This window comes from Bifidobacterium sp. M0404 (assembly GCF_016101415.1).
GTDB classification, from domain to species: Bacteria; Actinomycetota; Actinomycetes; order Actinomycetales; family Bifidobacteriaceae; genus Bombiscardovia; species Bombiscardovia polysaccharolytica.
Map to the genome: position 1 here is coordinate 248,531 of NZ_JACFQP010000002.1, position 14,907 is coordinate 263,437.

Sequence of the window (14,907 nt, forward strand, 5' to 3'; positions counted from 1 at the left end):
AGTGGTGGATACGCTGGATATCCTACCACTGCAGAAGGGAAATTACAGAAAACGATTACCGTTGAAAAACGAATGAATATGTGTATACTGAACATCGTTGCATGAAGAACGTTTCCACTGCCGTTGTTCGGCTCGCCTCAGGGGCGGCTCGCGTGCAGTGGCCAGGCACTAAGGAGTGCGACATGGAGATCCAAGGCGTAGGCATTGGCCGCGGCGTCGCCGTTGGCCCGGTTATCCATATGGCGGCCGGGCTGGACGTGCCCGGCGATGAGGCGAGGCCTGAGAACCTGACGGCGGATGCTGAATTCGGCAGGGTCGAATCCGCTCTGACAGCGGTCAACAAGGACCTGCTCGCGCGCGCCAAGGCCGCCCAAGATGGGCAGGGGGCCAAGGACGCTGCTCCGATTCTGACAGCCCTGGCCCAGATGGCCCAGGACCCGGCTCTGAAGACCTCGATCCGATCCCTGCTGGACGGTGGCAAGACCGCCGAGCGTTCCGTCTATGAGGCCTTTGCCGACTTCGAGGAAAAACTCCAGGCAATCGGCGGCTACATGGGGGAGCGGGCCAACGATCTGCATGATGTTGGCCAGCGTGTCATCGCCCATCTGCTCGGTGTCCCGGCACCGGGCGTGCCAGAAAGCGACAAGCCATTCGTCCTGGTCGCCCCTGACCTGTCTCCGGCCGACACCTCCAGCTTGGATATGACCAAGGTTCTGGCCATTGTCACCATTGAGGGCGGTCCGACCAGTCATACCGCCATTCTGGCCCGGTCCAGGGGGATCGTCGCCGTCGTGGGCGCTCAGGACGCAGCCGGGCTGTCCGACGGACAGACAGTCATCGTCGATGCCGCTGCCGGCAAGGTGACGGCCGATCCCACCCAGGAACAGATCGAAAAAGCTGAGCAGGCCCGTCGCGAAGCGGATCAGGCCAAGGCTTTGCGGGGCCGCCCAGGCCAGCTCAAGGATGGAACAAGGATTCCCCTCCTGGCCAATGTCGGCAAGCCTGCGGATGCCGATCCGGCCCTGGAATATGGAGCCGAAGGGGTTGGACTCTTCCGTTCGGAGTTTCTCTTCCTGGGCAACGAGCAGGCGCCCGGCGTCGAGGAGCAGGCCGAAGCCTATCGCGCTCTTCTTGAACGCTTCCCTGGCCGCAAGGTGGTCATCCGCCTGTTGGATGCCGGTGCTGACAAGCCGCTGCCCTTCCTGACGCAGGCCGACGAGCCTAATCCTGCCTTGGGGTTGCGTGGTCTGCGCACGCTCAAGGTCCACAGCCAGGTTCTGGAGGATCAGCTGGAGGCCCTTGCCCGGGCCGATGCCGAGACCAATGCCGACCTATGGGTCATGGCGCCAATGGTCGCCGACGAACATGAGGCTGACTATTTCGTCCGTTTGGGCAAGAGCAAGGGGCTCAAGCGCGTGGGTGTCATGGCCGAGGTTCCTTCGATTGCACTGATGGCCGACAAGGTGGCCAAGGTGGCCGATTTCGTCAGCATCGGCACCAACGATCTGACCCAGTACACGCTGGCCGCCGACCGCACGCTGGGGTCGGTCGCCTCCTATCAGACCGCCTGGCATCCTGCCGTCCTCAGGGCCATCAAGCTCATAGCTGATGCCGGTCAGGCCAATAACATGCCTGTCGGAGTCTGTGGCGAGGCTGCTGCCGATCCTGACCTGGCCGTGGTTTTGGCCGGCATCGGTGTGACCAGCCTGTCCATGACTCCGGTCGCCCTAGATGATGTTCGCGCCGAACTGGCCAAGCACACCATGGAGGAAGCCAAGGCGCTCGCCGCCAAGGCTCTGGACGGAGAGTTCTACCATCCCCAGGGGTGGTGAGCAGCCGGCCGGATTTGTGCAAATCCATCGGATCCGGTGCAGTCGATCAAGTCAAACAGCACGAGCAAGGAGCAGACATGACGGATTTCCAAGCCTTCCTTCCCGACACATCCTTCGCCCTGGATGTACCGGCATCTGACTGGCGGGATGCCATCCGCAAGGCGGGCGACAGGCTGGTGGCATCCGGGTTCACCACAGATGCCTACACGGACCAGATGATCGAGACCGTCGAGAAGATGGGTCCCTACATCGTCATCGCCCCCGGTTTGGCTCTGGCTCATTCCCGGCCCAGCGAAGCGGTCCTGGGAACCGGCCTGAGTTGGGTAAGGCTGTCCACACCTGTTGAGTTCGGCAACAAGGCCAACGATCCGGTCTCCCTGGTGATTGGTCTGGCCGGACGGGATGAGCAGGAGCACCTGCAGGTCATGTCCGCCATCGCCGGTGCTCTGACCGACGCGAAGAAGACCGAGCAGCTGGCCAAGGCTGGCACACCTGACGAGGTTCGCGCCATTCTCGAATCGTGAGGAGGACCCGCTTTTGCGGATCCCAGTATGGCAAACGCAAGAAGTAGTAGGAACAAACAAGGAACAAAGGAGCAACTCATGGATATTCTCTGCGTATGTGGCAACGGCATCGGCACTTCGGTTCTGCTCAAGGTCAACGTCGAGCAGGTGGCATCGGAGCTGGGCATGGATGTGACTGTGACCACCTCCGACGCGGGCAGCGCCAAGGGCACGGCCAACATGAACGACCTGGTGCTGACTTCGCCTCAGCTGGCGCCCGAGCTGGAGGGGACCACCACTCCGGTCGAGACCGTCCAGAACTTCATGGACAAGGACGAGATCAAGGGCATCCTGGAGCAGTACGCCGACTGATGAGTCCGGCGGACATTCATCATCGCCAGGCCGATGGAATACCCGCTCTTTAACTTGACAACAAGAGAGAAATAGTAAGGACAAACAATGAATGTCTTCCTTGCGGTGCTGAACTTCATCAGCCAGGAGATTCTGAATGTGCCCGCCTATCTGATTGGCATTGTGGCGGCCATCGGTCTGATCGCCCTGAAACGGAGCGCAGGCCAGGTCATTTCGGGCGCCCTCAAGGCGGCCATGGGCTATCTGATTCTGGGCGCCGGCGCCACCGTGGTGACCAACGCCTTGGATCCCTTCGGCAAGCTGGTCTTCAAGGCCACTGGCGCCCATGGGGTCGTCCCCACCAACGAGGTGATCGTGGCTCAGGCCTCCAGCCAGTTCGGCGCAGCCTCCGCCTACATCATTGTGCTCAGCTTCATCGTCATGATCCTGCTGGCACGGTTTACCCCGCTCAAGTACGTCTTCCTGACCGGCCACCATATGGTCTTCATGTCAACCCTGCTGGCCCTGGTTCTTTCGATCGGATTCGGCAAGGGCAACAACCTGCTCATCGTGCTGATCGGCTCCCTGCTCATGGGCGTGATCATGGTGGCCATGCCCGCCTTCGCCCAGCCGTACATGAACCGGGTGACGGGCAGCGACAAGCTGTCCATCGGCCACTTCAACACCTTGGGCTACGTGGTTTCGGGCGCGGTCGGCAGCGCCGTGGGCAAGAAGTCGCGTTCCACCGAGGATATCGACTTCCCCAAGGGGCTGAGCTTCCTGCGTGATTCCATGGTCTCCACCACCCTGCTCATGGTCGTCCTCTACCTGGTCTTCGCCGTCTGGACCGCCTTTGTGGTGCCGGCCAAGGCCGCCTTCGTCGTCTTCCCCTCCCATCCGGCCAACTGGGGATCCTTCTTCATGGCCGCCTTCGCCCAGGCCCTGCAGTTCGGCATCGGCGTGAGCATCATCCTCTACGGTGTCCGTATCATCCTGGGTGAGCTGGTGCCCGCCTTCCAGGGCATCGCCAACAAGGTGGTCCCCGGCGCCCGTCCCGCTCTGGACATCCCCATCGTCTTCCCCTACGGTGCCAACGCATCCCTGATTGGCTTCCTGGCCTCCTTTGCCGGCGGTCTGGTGGCTCTGGTCATCATCGCCGTCTGGCTCGGGCCTGTCTGGGGTCTGGCCCTGATCCTGCCGGGTATGGTGCCCCACTTCTTCGATGGCGGCGGTGCCGGTGTCTTCGGCAACGCGACCGGCGGCCGCATCGGGGCTGTGGTCGGCGGCTTCATCAATGGTCTGCTGATCACCTTCCTGCCGGCCATCCTGATGACGGTTCTAGGCAGCTTCGGCCTGTCCAACGCCACCTTCGGCGATGCCGACTTCGCCTGGTACGGCACTGTGGTCGGCAAGCTGTCCCAGCTGGGCATCCCCGTTGGGGCCGTGGTCCTGGTGGTTCTGGCAGTGGTGATCTTCGCCCTGGCCTGGGTCTGGCAGGTCAAGGTGGTCAACACCGGATGGTTGCCTGCCTCCAAGCATGCTGAGTTCATCGCCAGTGTCGAGGCTGAAGAGAAGGAGGCCAAGGCTCAGGCTCGTGCAGCCGCCAAGGCCGCTCGTGCACAGGCCAAGGCCGCAAAGGCCGAATAGGCGTGTATAAGCGCCGTATAAGCGCCGGGAGAGAGGTATTGCTGATTCCTTTCTCCTAGTCCGATTTAGAGCCGCCCGGATCGTTTCCATGTGGAAGGATCCGGGCGGCTTTTGCACTTTTTGCGTAGGGTAGTGGAATTTATCGTGCGGGGTGCTGTTTGCGGCCGGTTTCACGGAAGAACTTGACCTCGTCGGCTGGGCGGGCGAGAATCGAATCATGAGGATTATCACTGATTTCGGCACTATTCCCGATCGGTACGCCAAGCGCGCCCCTCAGTCCCTTACCCGCAAGGGACGTCCTGTAGTCTCCTTCCCCTTCCGGCTCGAGGATGTGCCCCAGGAGGCCCGCTACCTGCACTGGATGCTGGTGGATCCTGATTCCGTGCCCGTGTGTGGCTTCCCCTGGATTCACTGGTCTCTGGCCAACCTGCCCATCGAGGCTTTGCGTTCCTTGCAACCTGAGGGGACCGGAAGCTCCGTGCTGGCGATTCCTGAGGACTTCTCCAGAAATTTGTCTAATCTGATTCCCGGTGTGCCCCAAGGGCGCACCTCGGCAGCCTCGCCCCTGGTTATGGAGGAGGAGATCGCTGACGATCCCGCCGTGCTTATGCGTTACAACGGCCCCACGCCTCCGGACCGGGTTCATGACTATGTGCTGTCGGTCTGGGCCACACAACAGGCCTTGCCCGGCCTGGAGGAGGGATTCTGGCTCAATGCCCTGGCCCATGCCATCCATTCCGCCCAGCCGGTGGCTGCAGCAGCTCAGGCCTGGCTGCCAGCTGATGCCTGATCTGGTTGGGGCGGTCTAGCACTAGAGTGAGACCATGCCCCAAGTGCGCAGACGGCCGTCATCCCTGCCTGCCCACGCAGTCGGGTGTAAAGGCATTCCCCGACTTCCGGACTGGTGATGACAGTTGACCGCGACCAGACAAAGGAAGACGCTTATATGCCCTGCACCACGCTTCTGATAGGCAAGAATGCCAGTTACGACGGATCCACCATCATCGCACGGGATGAGGATTCGTCCAACGGAGAGTTTCGTCCCAAGCGCTTCGTATTAGTCGCTCCTGACCAGCAGCCGCGGCACTACCACAGTGTGATCAGCCACCTGGAGATAGATCTGCCCGACGATCCCATGCGCTATACCTCGGTGCCCGATGCTTTGCACAATCAGGGGCTCTGGGCTGCCGCAGGCGTCAACAGCGCCAATGTGGCCATGTCAGCCACCGAGACCATCACCACCAACGAACGTGTTCTGGGTGCAGATCCGCTGGTTGAGCCCACTCCTGCCCAGGGCCGTCCCGGGGATGGAGACTATCTGGCCGCAGTGCCCGGAGGTATCGGCGAGGAGGACCTGGTCACCATCGTCCTGCCCTATATCCACTCGGCTCGGGAGGGCGTCCAACGGCTGGGTTCCCTGCTGGAGCGCTACGGCACCTATGAGATGAATGGCATCGCTTTCAGCGACGTGGACGAGATTTGGTGGATGGAAACTGTGGGTGGCCACCACTGGATTGCCAAGCGCGTGCCTGATGATTCCTATGTAACCATGCCCAACCAGCTGGGCATCGACGAGTTCGATTTGGACGACGCCTTCGGAGATCAGACCGACCATCTTTGCTCGGCCGACCTGCGGGAGTTCATCGCCGACAACTACCTGGACCTGTCCGTGGAGTCAACTTCGCCCTTCAACCCGCGCGATGCCTTTGGATCCCACAGCGACTCGGACCATGTGTACAACACGCCTCGGGCCTGGTACATGCAGCGCTTCCTCAACCCTTATGACGAGATCTGGGACGGGCCGGATGCCGATCACACTCCCACCAGCGACAACATCCCTTGGTGCCGTCAGCCTGAGCGGCTGATTACCGTGGAGGATGTCAAATACTTGCTCAGCTCTCACTACCAGGGCACACCCTACGATCCCTATGGGCGGACCGGCGACGAGCACACCAAGGGGCTTTACCGCCCCATCGGCATCAATCGCAACGACCAGCTGTCCCTGATCCAGCTGCGCCCCTACCAGCCTGAATCCTGCCGGGCCATCCAGTGGATTTCATACGGGTCCAACGCCTTCAATGTCCTGGTTCCCTTCTATGCAAATGTGGATCGTACGCCCGACTATCTGGCCAACACCACGGGCCGGGTTTCCACCGACAGCCTCTACTGGTCCGACCGACTGATCGCCGCCTTGTGCGACTCGGCCTTTGCCGGCACTCTGGCGGCAGTCGAACGTTACCAACAGGGCGTTGGCGCTGAGGGTCATCGCATGATTGCCGCCACAGATGAACAGGTGGCCCGCTTGGAAGGTGCCGATAAAGGCACTGACAACCCCGAGGTTCGCCAGGTGCTGGAGGCTGCCAACAAAGACATGGCCGACCTTCTGCGCAAGGAAACCGACGACCTGCTGAGTCAGGTGCTCTACACGGCCAGCATGGGCATGCGCAACGGCTACCATCTGTCCGACAACTGAGCCATCCGATTGACAAGGATCATAAAGGAGGAGAGCCTCATGACGGGCTTCGACGATTACGTCAGGCCATACGGTCTGTTTGACAAGATCGATGCCTTCGGCTACCTGAAGGATCTGCAGGATCATCCGGATATGCCGCGCAAGCATGGCCGGGTGCTGCTTGTCACCGCAGACACCCCGCTCAAGGCCTCGCGAGGGGAGGGCAAGACCACCACCACCATCGCGCTGATTGACGCCCTGCGCGCCCGGGGAGTGGATGCTGCCGCCGTCCTGCGTCAGCCCAGCATGGGCATTACCGCTGCCGGATCCAAGGGTGGCGCCTCTGGTGGTGGCAAGTCATCCCTGACTCATCCTGAGCTGGTGGACTGGGGCCTGTGCGGGGAGATGGCGGCCATTGAATCCGCCCAGAACCTGCTGGTCTCCTTTGCAGAGAAGGCTGTGGACGAGGGTCGGTTGGACACCGTCCTGGTGCCTAGGGTCAGCGAGGTGCCTTCGCGGTCCCTGCGCCAGATCACCGTGGACCGCGGCAAGGGCGATCTGCCCGAACGGACCGTGTTGACGCCCACCTGTGAGCTCATGCAGATCGTTGTGCTCTCCCGGAGCATGGAGGAGATCAAACGGCGCGTGGCCGCCATGGTCGCGGGGACCTTGGATGGCCGTCCCGTCACCTTCGGAGAGTTTGTGGACCTGTGGCGGATCACTGGCATCCTGACTGATGCGGTCAAGCCCGCTTTCACCCAGACCCTGGAGGGTTCTCCGGTCTACGTGCATGGGGGGCCATTCGCCAACGTCTCCATCGGCATTCCCAGCCTGGTGTCCGTGGAGATGGCCTGCGCCCGGCATGATGTGGTCGTCGTCGAGGCGGGCTACGGAGCCGATGCCGGCGCCCAGAAGTGGCTGGACATCGCCGCCCGCGAGTATGGGGCCCAGTGGCCGGCCGCCGCCGTGGTCGTCACCCGTGCCACCACCTGGCGGGACGATCCCAAGCTGAGCTGGCGTTATCCCTTCCACGTGCACCGTCTTGAAGGACTGGGTATCCCCACCTTCCCTCTGATCAACCTCTGGGAGGGCGAGGACGACCAGGTGGATTCCTTGCGGGAGACCGCCGACGGCCTGGGCTTCCGCAGGCCTATCGCGGGCAACCTCTTCCGGGACGGGGGCAAGGCCCTGGAGTCTCAGCTGGATGATTTGATCAAGGCCCTGCAGGAACCCGCGAAAGCCCAGACGGATACAGTCAGCCTGCATGATATGTCCGTGCCGGATCGGATTCGCTGGATCGCCAAGAGCGCTTACGGGGTACCGGCTGATCGGGTCGTTGAGCGTGAGGGCTTCCAAGACAGCCTGCAGGCAGCCTCCGACCTGTGCAATAAGGCTGGCATTTCCCTCGAGGATCTGGTTGTAGTGGCGGTCAAATCGCCGGCTACCATGACTGACGATGACCGGGCCGACCAGGACAAGCGTACAGTCACCCTGAAGAAGGTCGAGGCCCATACGGGTGCTGGCCTCCTGCAGGTGAATCTGACCACTTCCCTGACCACGCCCATGCCCAAGATCGTCTGAGCAGGCCATGCATATGGATTCGGCAGGCCTGTGACGCGCCGTGTTGCGGGCCTGCCGAAACCGTGTATAGTATCTACTTGGCTCTTAAAAGTGCCCTGCCCCTATAGCTCAGTTGGCTAGAGCAGCTGACTCTTAATCAGCGTGTCCGGGGTTCGAGCCCCCGTGGGGGCACAGAGTCAAAGCCCTACAGCCGCAAAGGCTGCGGGGCTTATCTATTGTTCGTGGCTGTTTCCCAAAACACGATTTTGTTGGATATTCGTTGGATAAAAGTATCCGCAAAAGAAAAGCCCTGCCGAAGCGAGGCCGACAGTTGAGGAGTTCAGGTAAAAAATATGACACTATATAAATAAGGTTGCATGATCTGATTGTGGGATTTGAACTGCAGCTTAACGGATTTGTGAAAGTTTCATTTATGCACAAGGTTGTCCACAGCAAAATCTAGTTATCCACAGCAATGTATGGTAAGTTGATACTAGCGGTTGCGCTAGTGATCAACTCAGATGTATCCATTTGACTACTGAGGGTGATTACACGGTGCAAACGAGTAGCATTTGTTCGTATATTTGTGATCGTCAAGAGGAGGTGTTCTGCCATGGTTGATGCTCGTAACGTTGCACACTATATTTTAGCGAAGCGCGAGGAAAAAGGGCATTCTACCACTACTTACGCTTTGCAAAAGTTGATGTACCTTTGCAAGGGTTGGTCGCTTGCTGCGGCAGATGATCCACTTTTCGATGATGCTGTCAGCGCGTGGTCTCATGGCCCGGTTGTTGACAGTATATGGCCGTATTGTCGCGGTAAACGATACATCAAGTCCCGGCACATTCCGACACCCAAAGAAAAGACGACTGAGGACAATGAGCTCAGTGTAATTCAAAAGTGCCGAATTGATAGGGTCCTGGACCGCGTCGACAATGTTAATGATGATGCGCTTGGTGACATGCTTGAAAAAATGAGTCATGAACAAGACCCTTGGAAAGACGCCAGACTCTCATCTAATGAGATCATCACCGATGAAAGCATTAGTAAGTATTTCGAAACGCTCGAAGTAGACCCGCCTGAGAGCCAAAAGAGGTTCATTCCATATATGGCTGATCTCTCCACTCACACATTCATAACAGAAGAAGACATGGAGTGGATTGAAAAGACATTCGCTTAGGAGGATCATCTCTCATGGCACCGCTGGGACCTGGATTGAGTTTGACCACACTGACTGAAGATGTGCAAGTGGATTCGTTTTGCTGTGGGCGGATCGAGATTGATGACTGGTTCCATAACCAGGCATTGCGATTTCACAAAGCAGGGTCAGCGGTGGTGCATGTCTGTCTCGATACGGATGGGAACGTGTTGGGGTTCTTTACCTTGACGTCTCATTATCTCAGGAAGAACAACTTGCCAAAGTCCCCTAATTTGTCAGGCAGCAATATTCCTGTCACTCTGTTGGGCAGACTGGGCGTGAGCACCGGTAATCAGGGTTGCGGACTGGGGACCTGGCTTGTCGAACAGGCGAAGCAATTAGCATTAGCTGTGTCCAAAGTCAGTGCAGCAAGGTTTCTATATGTGCAGGCAAAGGATGATGCCCTCGTCGGTTGGTATAGAGACAAGGGCTTCAGATCCTTCCCGTCAGATTCTAAAAAGATGATCTACGATCTTCGCTCGGGCTTATGATGCGACTAAACTTCTCAGGCTATTTGTGGCTTTATTAGAATTGTTTAATGAAAGACTCATCTCAGACTTCGTGAATATGCTTCCGGCGCGCATATAAAAAAGCCTTCCGAAGCGGGGCCTCTCACTCACCCTGCTTGAACAGGTCCCAAAGGCTGAACGTGGTCTTCCGGTAGATCTTGTTGTAGGCGGCTTTCCTGGGGTTCCGTATCCGTCCCATGCCTTTCTTCCTGTAGCCGGGGATGAGGGCCTTCTTTGCCTGCCGCTTCCATTCGCCCGTGGTCCTTGCCTTGAACGAGCGTCTGGGGCTTGGCGTGCGCATACCGAACTTTATTACTGTCACTTCTCTTCGTCTTCTATGGTAAGCATGACATTTTGCCCTGTAGTCGATATGCCTGTGCTGTATCCACTCTTTTCCAGATATCCGCTGCCGTCGTCTTGCACTTGATCGTTCAGCTCATCAGCGGTAACGCCAACTGTTTTGTGATGCACGATAGGCCAGGCAAAGCTTCCGAGCTTGTGTCCGTGTCCAATTCGGATATGTACAGTATGCTGTTTTCTTTTTTGTTGTACTGAATAGCATCGGATGCTTTGCTGCATTTGTCGTTGAGCGCCGCACTGCATCGGAGCTCTGTTCTCCACACGCAACGAGTGAGGTTGATGCGCATATCGCCAGGAGCAGTGAGGCCAATTTCTTGACCATGTGATTCCTTTCATCGTCTGTGACTATCAGCAGGCTATCAGTCGTTCTGTATGGTGATCATGCTTGTTGGGATTGGCTCCGTACTTTGCAGCGCAGGTTGCTCGAATCGAGTATGTGCTGGTAGTCGCTGATGATTTGGAGGGTGACGTCGAGTTCGCAGGCAATCTGGTAGGGGTCGCCTTCGTACATGGCTTCGGCTGTCTGGTATTCGAGTGGGTTGATGAGTTTTAGGGCGGTTTCGCGCCGTGTCCTACGTTCCAGGCGTGCGCCGTAGACGCCTTTTCTGGTGGCGTCGGCGTGCTGCCAGTGGATGAGCTCATGGACGAGAGTGCAGCGTTTCTGGCAGTAGATGAGCTGCCTGTCGATGAGGATGGTTCTCGTGGCTTCATCGTAGAAGCCTGGCATGCCTGCCGGCAGGAGCGCGCTGCTGATAGTCACGTTCAGGGTGTCGGCGTAGTGGCGCATCTGCCCGTATGTCATTGTCGAGGTCAGGCCGTCCAGGAGCCTTGGGCCTTTATCTGCCATCGCCGCCTTCTGCTTCCTTCTCCTTGTTGGGGTCGTTCATGGCTGCCAGCGCCTGGTCGCCGGCCTTGATCTTGTTCAGCACGTAGGCCACCTTCTCATCATCGGGAAGCTGGGAGGGATCCACAGTCAACGGAGGGTAGGGGCCGAGGTCTTCAATCACACGTTGCTTGGCCCTGCTGATGACTACGGTGATGTCCATTCCGATGTAGTCGCAGATCTTATTGGCGACCGCGACGTCTATCGGAGGTTTCGCATTCAGCCAGTTCGACATTGCCGATCTAGCATGGCCCAGGGCATCCGCCACCTTGCCTTGACTGTATCCGTGGGAGGCGATGGCTCCCTTGAGCTCGGCACCAACATATTTGCTGAACAGCATCGCTCTGTTTTGAATATCATTGGTCATATAAGTACTATACAGCAGTTCTAGAGAATATTGTTAGTCAAATCCATCATGATTGCACTTGACGCATTCTTTTTCGGCCATTATTGTTAGTCATATGAGGTACATTAATATCAATCAAAGAATAGCGTACAAGATCAATGCAGCTATCAAGGCATCAGGAATCAAGAAGGTCGCCTTATCTGAAAAGACCGGGATGCCAAGCAGCACTCTTAATTCAAAACTACGTGCTTATACGCCGTTCACGGTCGAGGAAGTCTTCCGTATCGCAGAAGTCATCAACTGCGACCCGATCCTCCTGCTTTCCGACCAGCCTCAGAGGCAAAGCCTGGCGGCCTGACGTGCATCAGTTGTATGTATCCGGAAACCTTTCCAGGCCTCGTGCCACTTGCCAGTCCTAGATCGCCGGAACAAATGACGTTGAAGCCAGCAATAATGTTCAACCCCGATTGGAACTGTTGTTGATCATCGCAATGACCGAACTCAACTTATCCAATTTAAATCGCAGTCGTAGAAGGTGTAACCCGTTATGTCGGAAAGCTATTTCCGATTGCCGCGTCGATCTCTTAGCTGATCTGGCGCGCTTGGCAAATCTCTATGGCGGCGATGATAGCCGTCACGGTGCTGAGAACCCCAGTCATGGTTCCAATGACGGTGGCGCTAATGCGCGACCCCCCCCCCTAGTTATTTTGCACGCATGAGAAGAACGCCGCAGCTGCTACTGCGGCGGTGATGAAGAAAGCGAGTAGACATCCGATGTCAGATAAAAGCATACCAGCGGCTCCCACACGCAAAGGCGACCCCGACACGTCGTTCGAAGCCGCGAAGACCGTCAAAACCGCGCGTATGCAGGTACTGACCCTACAGGCCCTGCAGAGCCTGACCTCCAAGCAGAAGGGGCCATTCACCGCGTGGGACGTGGAACATGAAGCAGTGCAGATACTCGACCACACACTCTCGGACAGCACGATCCGCAGCCGCCTGCCCGAGCTTGCGCGCAAAGGTCTGATCGTCTGCGTGGACCGCAAAGGCACCAGTCCGAGCGGAAACGCATGCCACCGCTACGCTCTAGCAGACATGGGGGTGGCTGCATGAGCGGGATTCAGGATCCTCTTAAGGAAGAGTTTGTTTCGTCATCTGTCCGTCAGGGTCACCTGTTCTACAATCCCGACGATATCAAACGGATGCTGGGTGGTATCCCATCCGGCCAGTTCGACCGTGTCGCCCGCGGCCATGGACGGAAGATCGGCAACTCGAAGTACTACACGCCAGATGAAGTATGGGATATCCGTGAGGAGCTGCGAGATCCCGTGAAGGTGGTGCCTGATGACTCCATCTGAGCTGGCTCTGCTGGAGCTGGAGCGTCTTGATCCTGCGACTCGCGCCTCGTATGGGCTGGGGGGTGGCTCCGATGGCTCTTATCACCCCTTATGAGATCAGGAATCGGATGTTCACGATGCGCGGCTGGCTGCATCAGGGTTATGACGCTGACGAAGTGGACGACCTTTTGGATGATGCGGCGGAAAGCCTGGAGCAGGTGAGCATGTGGGCGCTGATCGTCGGCAGCAGGCAGCACGCAATAAGCAGCCGTCATCGACACCGCCGGCACCAGAAGAGACGAAGAAGGCAATCAATCAAAAGGATTCAACCGTGAAGGAAGCAATGAGCAGGAAAGTTTTTGATTTTGAAGATACGCAGCTGAGACGGGACCAGCTGGTCTCCATCCTCGCCTATGCGAAGGCTTTCCAGGACAGGGCCAAGCAGCTGGAGAAGGCTGTGCGCGAGGCTCTTGACAATGACGTGGAACCGGGCGAGGAGCTGAACGCGGTCGCCGGCGATGGTACGGTGTTCGCCACCATCACCAAGACCAAGGGCGGCAGCTCGACAGGATATGCGGTCAAGGATCCGCAGGCTTACGCGCTGTGGCTGTCCACGCACAGGCGGAAGGCAGCGACGGTGAGCGTGCCCATGCCTTCGGATGCAGCCATGACAGCCCAGTATATCGAGGACCTGCTTGGTGAGACGGGCGGCGAGCTGCCGCCCGGCGTGGAGGCCAGGCGTTCAGCCCCGGCCACGCTGCGAGTATCCCAGGACCGCAAGGCGGTCGCCGGCCTGTGGCAGTCGCCGGACGCTCATCGGTACGCGCAGATGATGATCGAGGGGGTCCGTGATGGGCAATGAGCTGACGGTCTTCAAGGATCAGGAATTCTGGAACGAAAAACAGCTGGCGGCTTTGCAACAGATGGGCGTTTCCGGCGCAAGCAACGCCGACCTGGCCGTCTTCCTGCATGAATGCCAGAGGACAGGCTTGGACCCGTTCCTGCATCAAATCTACATGATCAACAGGAAGGGGAAACAGAATATCCAGGTGGGGATCGACGGGCTACGCCTGGTAGCCAGGCGTGCCGTGGACCGCACCGGCGAAACGCTGAGCATCAAGGAAGAGGCCTGGTGCGGCAAAGACGGTAAGTGGAAAGAATTCTGGGCCGAAGACGAGCCTCCACTGGCTGCCAAGGTCGTGCTGCAGCGAGGAAGGGGCATGTTCCCGGCAATCGCCCTCTACAAGGAGTATGCGGCATGCAAGGCGAACGGGCAGCTGACAGGCATGTGGAAGCAGCGTCCCGCCGGCCAGCTGATGAAGTGCGCGGAGGCCCTGGCCATCCGCATGGCTTTCCCCCAGGACCTGTCGGGTCTGCACAGCGACGATGAGATGGATCAGGCTGACAGCCCCCAGGATGACGATGTTGTGGATGCCGAAGTGGTCGACGATTCGCGGGAAGGCGCGGCTACCAAAGCGCAAAGGCAGGCCATCTCCGCCCTGCTGACACAGGCGGGCGTGAAGAGCTCGGACCTGGCCGCCAGCGTGCTCAGCCGTATGACGCAGCGGAATGTGAAAGGCACCGCCGACCTGCTCTACTACGAGGCTGAAACCTTCCTCAGCTCCCGCGACTTGTTCGTGCAGCGTGCCCGCCAGACGCTCGCACAGGATACGCAACCAGCCTCCCCTGAATCCGAGTCTGCAACCAAGAAGGAGGGTGGCGATGACGCTCGCTGACCTGTTGTGGCTGTGTGCGGCAGCCGCCTGCGGCACAGTTGGCTTCTTCAGCGTCTGCTGGACCTTGGTGCATCCGCAGCTGGGTCTTATTGACCTGGCAGCCTTGGCGGGCTTCTCCTGGTGCCTGGATAGAGGTGACCGCTGATGGCCTTGCAGACGAGCCCAAGCTGCCGGTGCATCTACTGCACGCATG

General features: G+C 58.6%; 19 protein-coding genes and 1 tRNA gene. 17 read left to right on the plus strand and 3 right to left on the minus strand.

The genetic code is table 11. From position 1 onward, the window contains the following. The first annotated feature begins 182 nt into the window (after positions 1 to 182). From ptsP to H3T93_RS05170, 10 genes are all read left to right on the plus strand, one after another. The gene (gene ptsP / locus H3T93_RS05125) at positions 183 to 1,832 is read left to right on the plus strand and encodes a phosphoenolpyruvate--protein phosphotransferase (protein ID WP_144177987.1); all 1,650 of its coding nucleotides are present in this window, start codon (positions 183 to 185) and stop codon (positions 1,830 to 1,832) included. A gap of 77 nt (positions 1,833 to 1,909) precedes the next feature. Further along, positions 1,910 to 2,356, plus strand: a complete 447-nt coding sequence (locus tag H3T93_RS05130) for a PTS sugar transporter subunit IIA (RefSeq protein WP_046323446.1) — start codon at positions 1,910 to 1,912, stop codon at positions 2,354 to 2,356. Positions 2,357 to 2,434: 78 nt separating this feature from the next. After that, the gene (locus H3T93_RS05135) at positions 2,435 to 2,707 is read left to right on the plus strand and encodes a PTS sugar transporter subunit IIB (protein ID WP_024626949.1); all 273 of its coding nucleotides are present in this window, start codon (positions 2,435 to 2,437) and stop codon (positions 2,705 to 2,707) included. A gap of 87 nt (positions 2,708 to 2,794) precedes the next feature. Beyond that, positions 2,795 to 4,333 carry a PTS ascorbate transporter subunit IIC gene (locus H3T93_RS05140; protein ID WP_144177757.1) on the plus strand — a complete coding sequence of 513 codons (1,539 nt, stop codon included), beginning with the start codon at positions 2,795 to 2,797 and terminating at the stop codon, positions 4,331 to 4,333. A gap of 217 nt (positions 4,334 to 4,550) precedes the next feature. Beyond that, positions 4,551 to 5,123 (plus strand): YbhB/YbcL family Raf kinase inhibitor-like protein, encoded by a 573-nt coding sequence (locus H3T93_RS05145; RefSeq protein ID WP_144177756.1) that lies wholly within the window; start codon positions 4,551 to 4,553, stop codon positions 5,121 to 5,123. A gap of 156 nt (positions 5,124 to 5,279) precedes the next feature. Continuing rightward, positions 5,280 to 6,806, plus strand: coding sequence for a C69 family dipeptidase (locus H3T93_RS05150; RefSeq protein ID WP_144177754.1), 1,527 nt, complete (start codon positions 5,280 to 5,282; stop codon positions 6,804 to 6,806). Positions 6,807 to 6,845: 39 nt separating this feature from the next. Then, positions 6,846 to 8,366 (plus strand): formate--tetrahydrofolate ligase, encoded by a 1,521-nt coding sequence (locus tag H3T93_RS05155; RefSeq protein ID WP_144177752.1) that lies wholly within the window; start codon positions 6,846 to 6,848, stop codon positions 8,364 to 8,366. Positions 8,367 to 8,463: 97 nt separating this feature from the next. Beyond that, positions 8,464 to 8,537 (plus strand) — tRNA-Lys (locus tag H3T93_RS05160). A gap of 421 nt (positions 8,538 to 8,958) precedes the next feature. Continuing rightward, positions 8,959 to 9,525, plus strand: coding sequence for a Panacea domain-containing protein (locus tag H3T93_RS05165; protein ID WP_144177750.1), 567 nt, complete (start codon positions 8,959 to 8,961; stop codon positions 9,523 to 9,525). 14 nt (positions 9,526 to 9,539) lie between these two features. Then, positions 9,540 to 10,034 carry a GNAT family N-acetyltransferase gene (locus H3T93_RS05170; protein ID WP_144177748.1) on the plus strand — a complete coding sequence of 165 codons (495 nt, stop codon included), beginning with the start codon at positions 9,540 to 9,542 and terminating at the stop codon, positions 10,032 to 10,034. Positions 10,035 to 10,370: 336 nt separating this feature from the next. Here H3T93_RS05170 and H3T93_RS05180 read toward each other — a convergent pair whose 3' ends face one another. From H3T93_RS05180 to H3T93_RS05190, 3 genes are all read right to left on the minus strand, one after another. Beyond that, positions 10,371 to 10,655 carry a hypothetical protein gene (locus H3T93_RS05180; RefSeq protein WP_232348686.1) on the minus strand — a complete coding sequence of 95 codons (285 nt, stop codon included), beginning with the start codon at positions 10,653 to 10,655 and terminating at the stop codon, positions 10,371 to 10,373. A gap of 136 nt (positions 10,656 to 10,791) precedes the next feature. Continuing rightward, positions 10,792 to 11,259 carry a hypothetical protein gene (locus tag H3T93_RS05185; RefSeq protein ID WP_232348687.1) on the minus strand — a complete coding sequence of 156 codons (468 nt, stop codon included), beginning with the start codon at positions 11,257 to 11,259 and terminating at the stop codon, positions 10,792 to 10,794. Then, complete coding sequence (locus H3T93_RS05190; protein WP_186363936.1) at positions 11,249 to 11,635, minus strand: helix-turn-helix domain-containing protein; 387 nt, start codon at positions 11,633 to 11,635, stop codon at positions 11,249 to 11,251. Before H3T93_RS05190 ends, H3T93_RS05185 begins: the two co-directional genes overlap by 11 nt. 121 nt (positions 11,636 to 11,756) lie before the next feature. On the opposite strand from H3T93_RS05190, the gene H3T93_RS05195 reads away from it, so the two are divergent. From H3T93_RS05195 to H3T93_RS05225, 7 genes are all read left to right on the plus strand, one after another. Then, the gene (locus H3T93_RS05195; RefSeq protein WP_186363935.1) at positions 11,757 to 11,999 is read left to right on the plus strand and encodes a helix-turn-helix domain-containing protein; all 243 of its coding nucleotides are present in this window, start codon (positions 11,757 to 11,759) and stop codon (positions 11,997 to 11,999) included. A gap of 416 nt (positions 12,000 to 12,415) precedes the next feature. Then, positions 12,416 to 12,754: a hypothetical protein gene (locus H3T93_RS05200; RefSeq protein WP_144177740.1), complete on the plus strand. Its 339-nt coding sequence runs from the start codon at positions 12,416 to 12,418 to the stop codon at positions 12,752 to 12,754. Continuing rightward, positions 12,751 to 12,999, plus strand: coding sequence for a hypothetical protein (locus H3T93_RS05205; RefSeq protein WP_144177738.1), 249 nt, complete (start codon positions 12,751 to 12,753; stop codon positions 12,997 to 12,999). Before H3T93_RS05200 ends, H3T93_RS05205 begins: the two co-directional genes overlap by 4 nt. Before the next feature lie 107 nt (positions 13,000 to 13,106). Next, on the plus strand, positions 13,107 to 13,313 hold the full coding sequence (locus tag H3T93_RS05210; RefSeq protein WP_186363934.1) for a DivIVA domain-containing protein: 207 nt from the start codon (positions 13,107 to 13,109) through the stop codon (positions 13,311 to 13,313). An 8-nt stretch (positions 13,314 to 13,321) separates the two neighbouring features. Then, positions 13,322 to 13,840, plus strand: coding sequence for a hypothetical protein (locus H3T93_RS05215; RefSeq protein ID WP_144177735.1), 519 nt, complete (start codon positions 13,322 to 13,324; stop codon positions 13,838 to 13,840). Continuing rightward, a complete protein-coding gene (bet, locus tag H3T93_RS05220) occupies positions 13,830 to 14,714 on the plus strand; it encodes a phage recombination protein Bet (RefSeq protein WP_232348723.1) in 885 nt (294 codons plus the stop codon). Before H3T93_RS05215 ends, bet begins: the two co-directional genes overlap by 11 nt. After that, positions 14,701 to 14,859 carry a hypothetical protein gene (locus H3T93_RS05225; RefSeq protein WP_186363933.1) on the plus strand — a complete coding sequence of 53 codons (159 nt, stop codon included), beginning with the start codon at positions 14,701 to 14,703 and terminating at the stop codon, positions 14,857 to 14,859. The genes bet and H3T93_RS05225 overlap by 14 nt, the downstream gene beginning before the upstream one ends. The last annotated feature ends 48 nt before the right edge of the window (positions 14,860 to 14,907 follow it).

Excerpts from the sequence above, each read along its gene's own strand:
- ptsP (WP_144177987.1), top strand. The coding sequence starts at position 183 with ATGGAGATCCAAGGCGTAGGCATTGGCCGCGGCGTCGCCGTTGGCCCG.
- H3T93_RS05130 (WP_046323446.1), top strand. The coding sequence starts at position 1,910 with ATGACGGATTTCCAAGCCTTCCTTCCCGACACATCCTTCGCCCTGGAT.
- H3T93_RS05135 (WP_024626949.1), top strand. The coding sequence starts at position 2,435 with ATGGATATTCTCTGCGTATGTGGCAACGGCATCGGCACTTCGGTTCTG.
- H3T93_RS05140 (WP_144177757.1), top strand. The coding sequence starts at position 2,795 with ATGAATGTCTTCCTTGCGGTGCTGAACTTCATCAGCCAGGAGATTCTG.
- H3T93_RS05145 (WP_144177756.1), top strand. The coding sequence starts at position 4,551 with ATGAGGATTATCACTGATTTCGGCACTATTCCCGATCGGTACGCCAAG.
- H3T93_RS05150 (WP_144177754.1), top strand. The coding sequence starts at position 5,280 with ATGCCCTGCACCACGCTTCTGATAGGCAAGAATGCCAGTTACGACGGA.
- H3T93_RS05155 (WP_144177752.1), top strand. The coding sequence starts at position 6,846 with ATGACGGGCTTCGACGATTACGTCAGGCCATACGGTCTGTTTGACAAG.
- H3T93_RS05165 (WP_144177750.1), top strand. The coding sequence starts at position 8,959 with ATGGTTGATGCTCGTAACGTTGCACACTATATTTTAGCGAAGCGCGAG.
- H3T93_RS05170 (WP_144177748.1), top strand. The coding sequence starts at position 9,540 with ATGGCACCGCTGGGACCTGGATTGAGTTTGACCACACTGACTGAAGAT.
- H3T93_RS05180 (WP_232348686.1), bottom strand. The coding sequence starts at position 10,655 with ATGCAGTGCGGCGCTCAACGACAAATGCAGCAAAGCATCCGATGCTAT.
- H3T93_RS05185 (WP_232348687.1), bottom strand. The coding sequence starts at position 11,259 with ATGGCAGATAAAGGCCCAAGGCTCCTGGACGGCCTGACCTCGACAATG.
- H3T93_RS05190 (WP_186363936.1), bottom strand. The coding sequence starts at position 11,635 with ATGCTGTTCAGCAAATATGTTGGTGCCGAGCTCAAGGGAGCCATCGCC.
- H3T93_RS05195 (WP_186363935.1), top strand. The coding sequence starts at position 11,757 with ATGAGGTACATTAATATCAATCAAAGAATAGCGTACAAGATCAATGCA.
- H3T93_RS05200 (WP_144177740.1), top strand. The coding sequence starts at position 12,416 with ATGTCAGATAAAAGCATACCAGCGGCTCCCACACGCAAAGGCGACCCC.
- H3T93_RS05205 (WP_144177738.1), top strand. The coding sequence starts at position 12,751 with ATGAGCGGGATTCAGGATCCTCTTAAGGAAGAGTTTGTTTCGTCATCT.
- H3T93_RS05210 (WP_186363934.1), top strand. The coding sequence starts at position 13,107 with ATGTTCACGATGCGCGGCTGGCTGCATCAGGGTTATGACGCTGACGAA.
- H3T93_RS05215 (WP_144177735.1), top strand. The coding sequence starts at position 13,322 with ATGAGCAGGAAAGTTTTTGATTTTGAAGATACGCAGCTGAGACGGGAC.
- bet (WP_232348723.1), top strand. The coding sequence starts at position 13,830 with ATGGGCAATGAGCTGACGGTCTTCAAGGATCAGGAATTCTGGAACGAA.
- H3T93_RS05225 (WP_186363933.1), top strand. The coding sequence starts at position 14,701 with ATGACGCTCGCTGACCTGTTGTGGCTGTGTGCGGCAGCCGCCTGCGGC.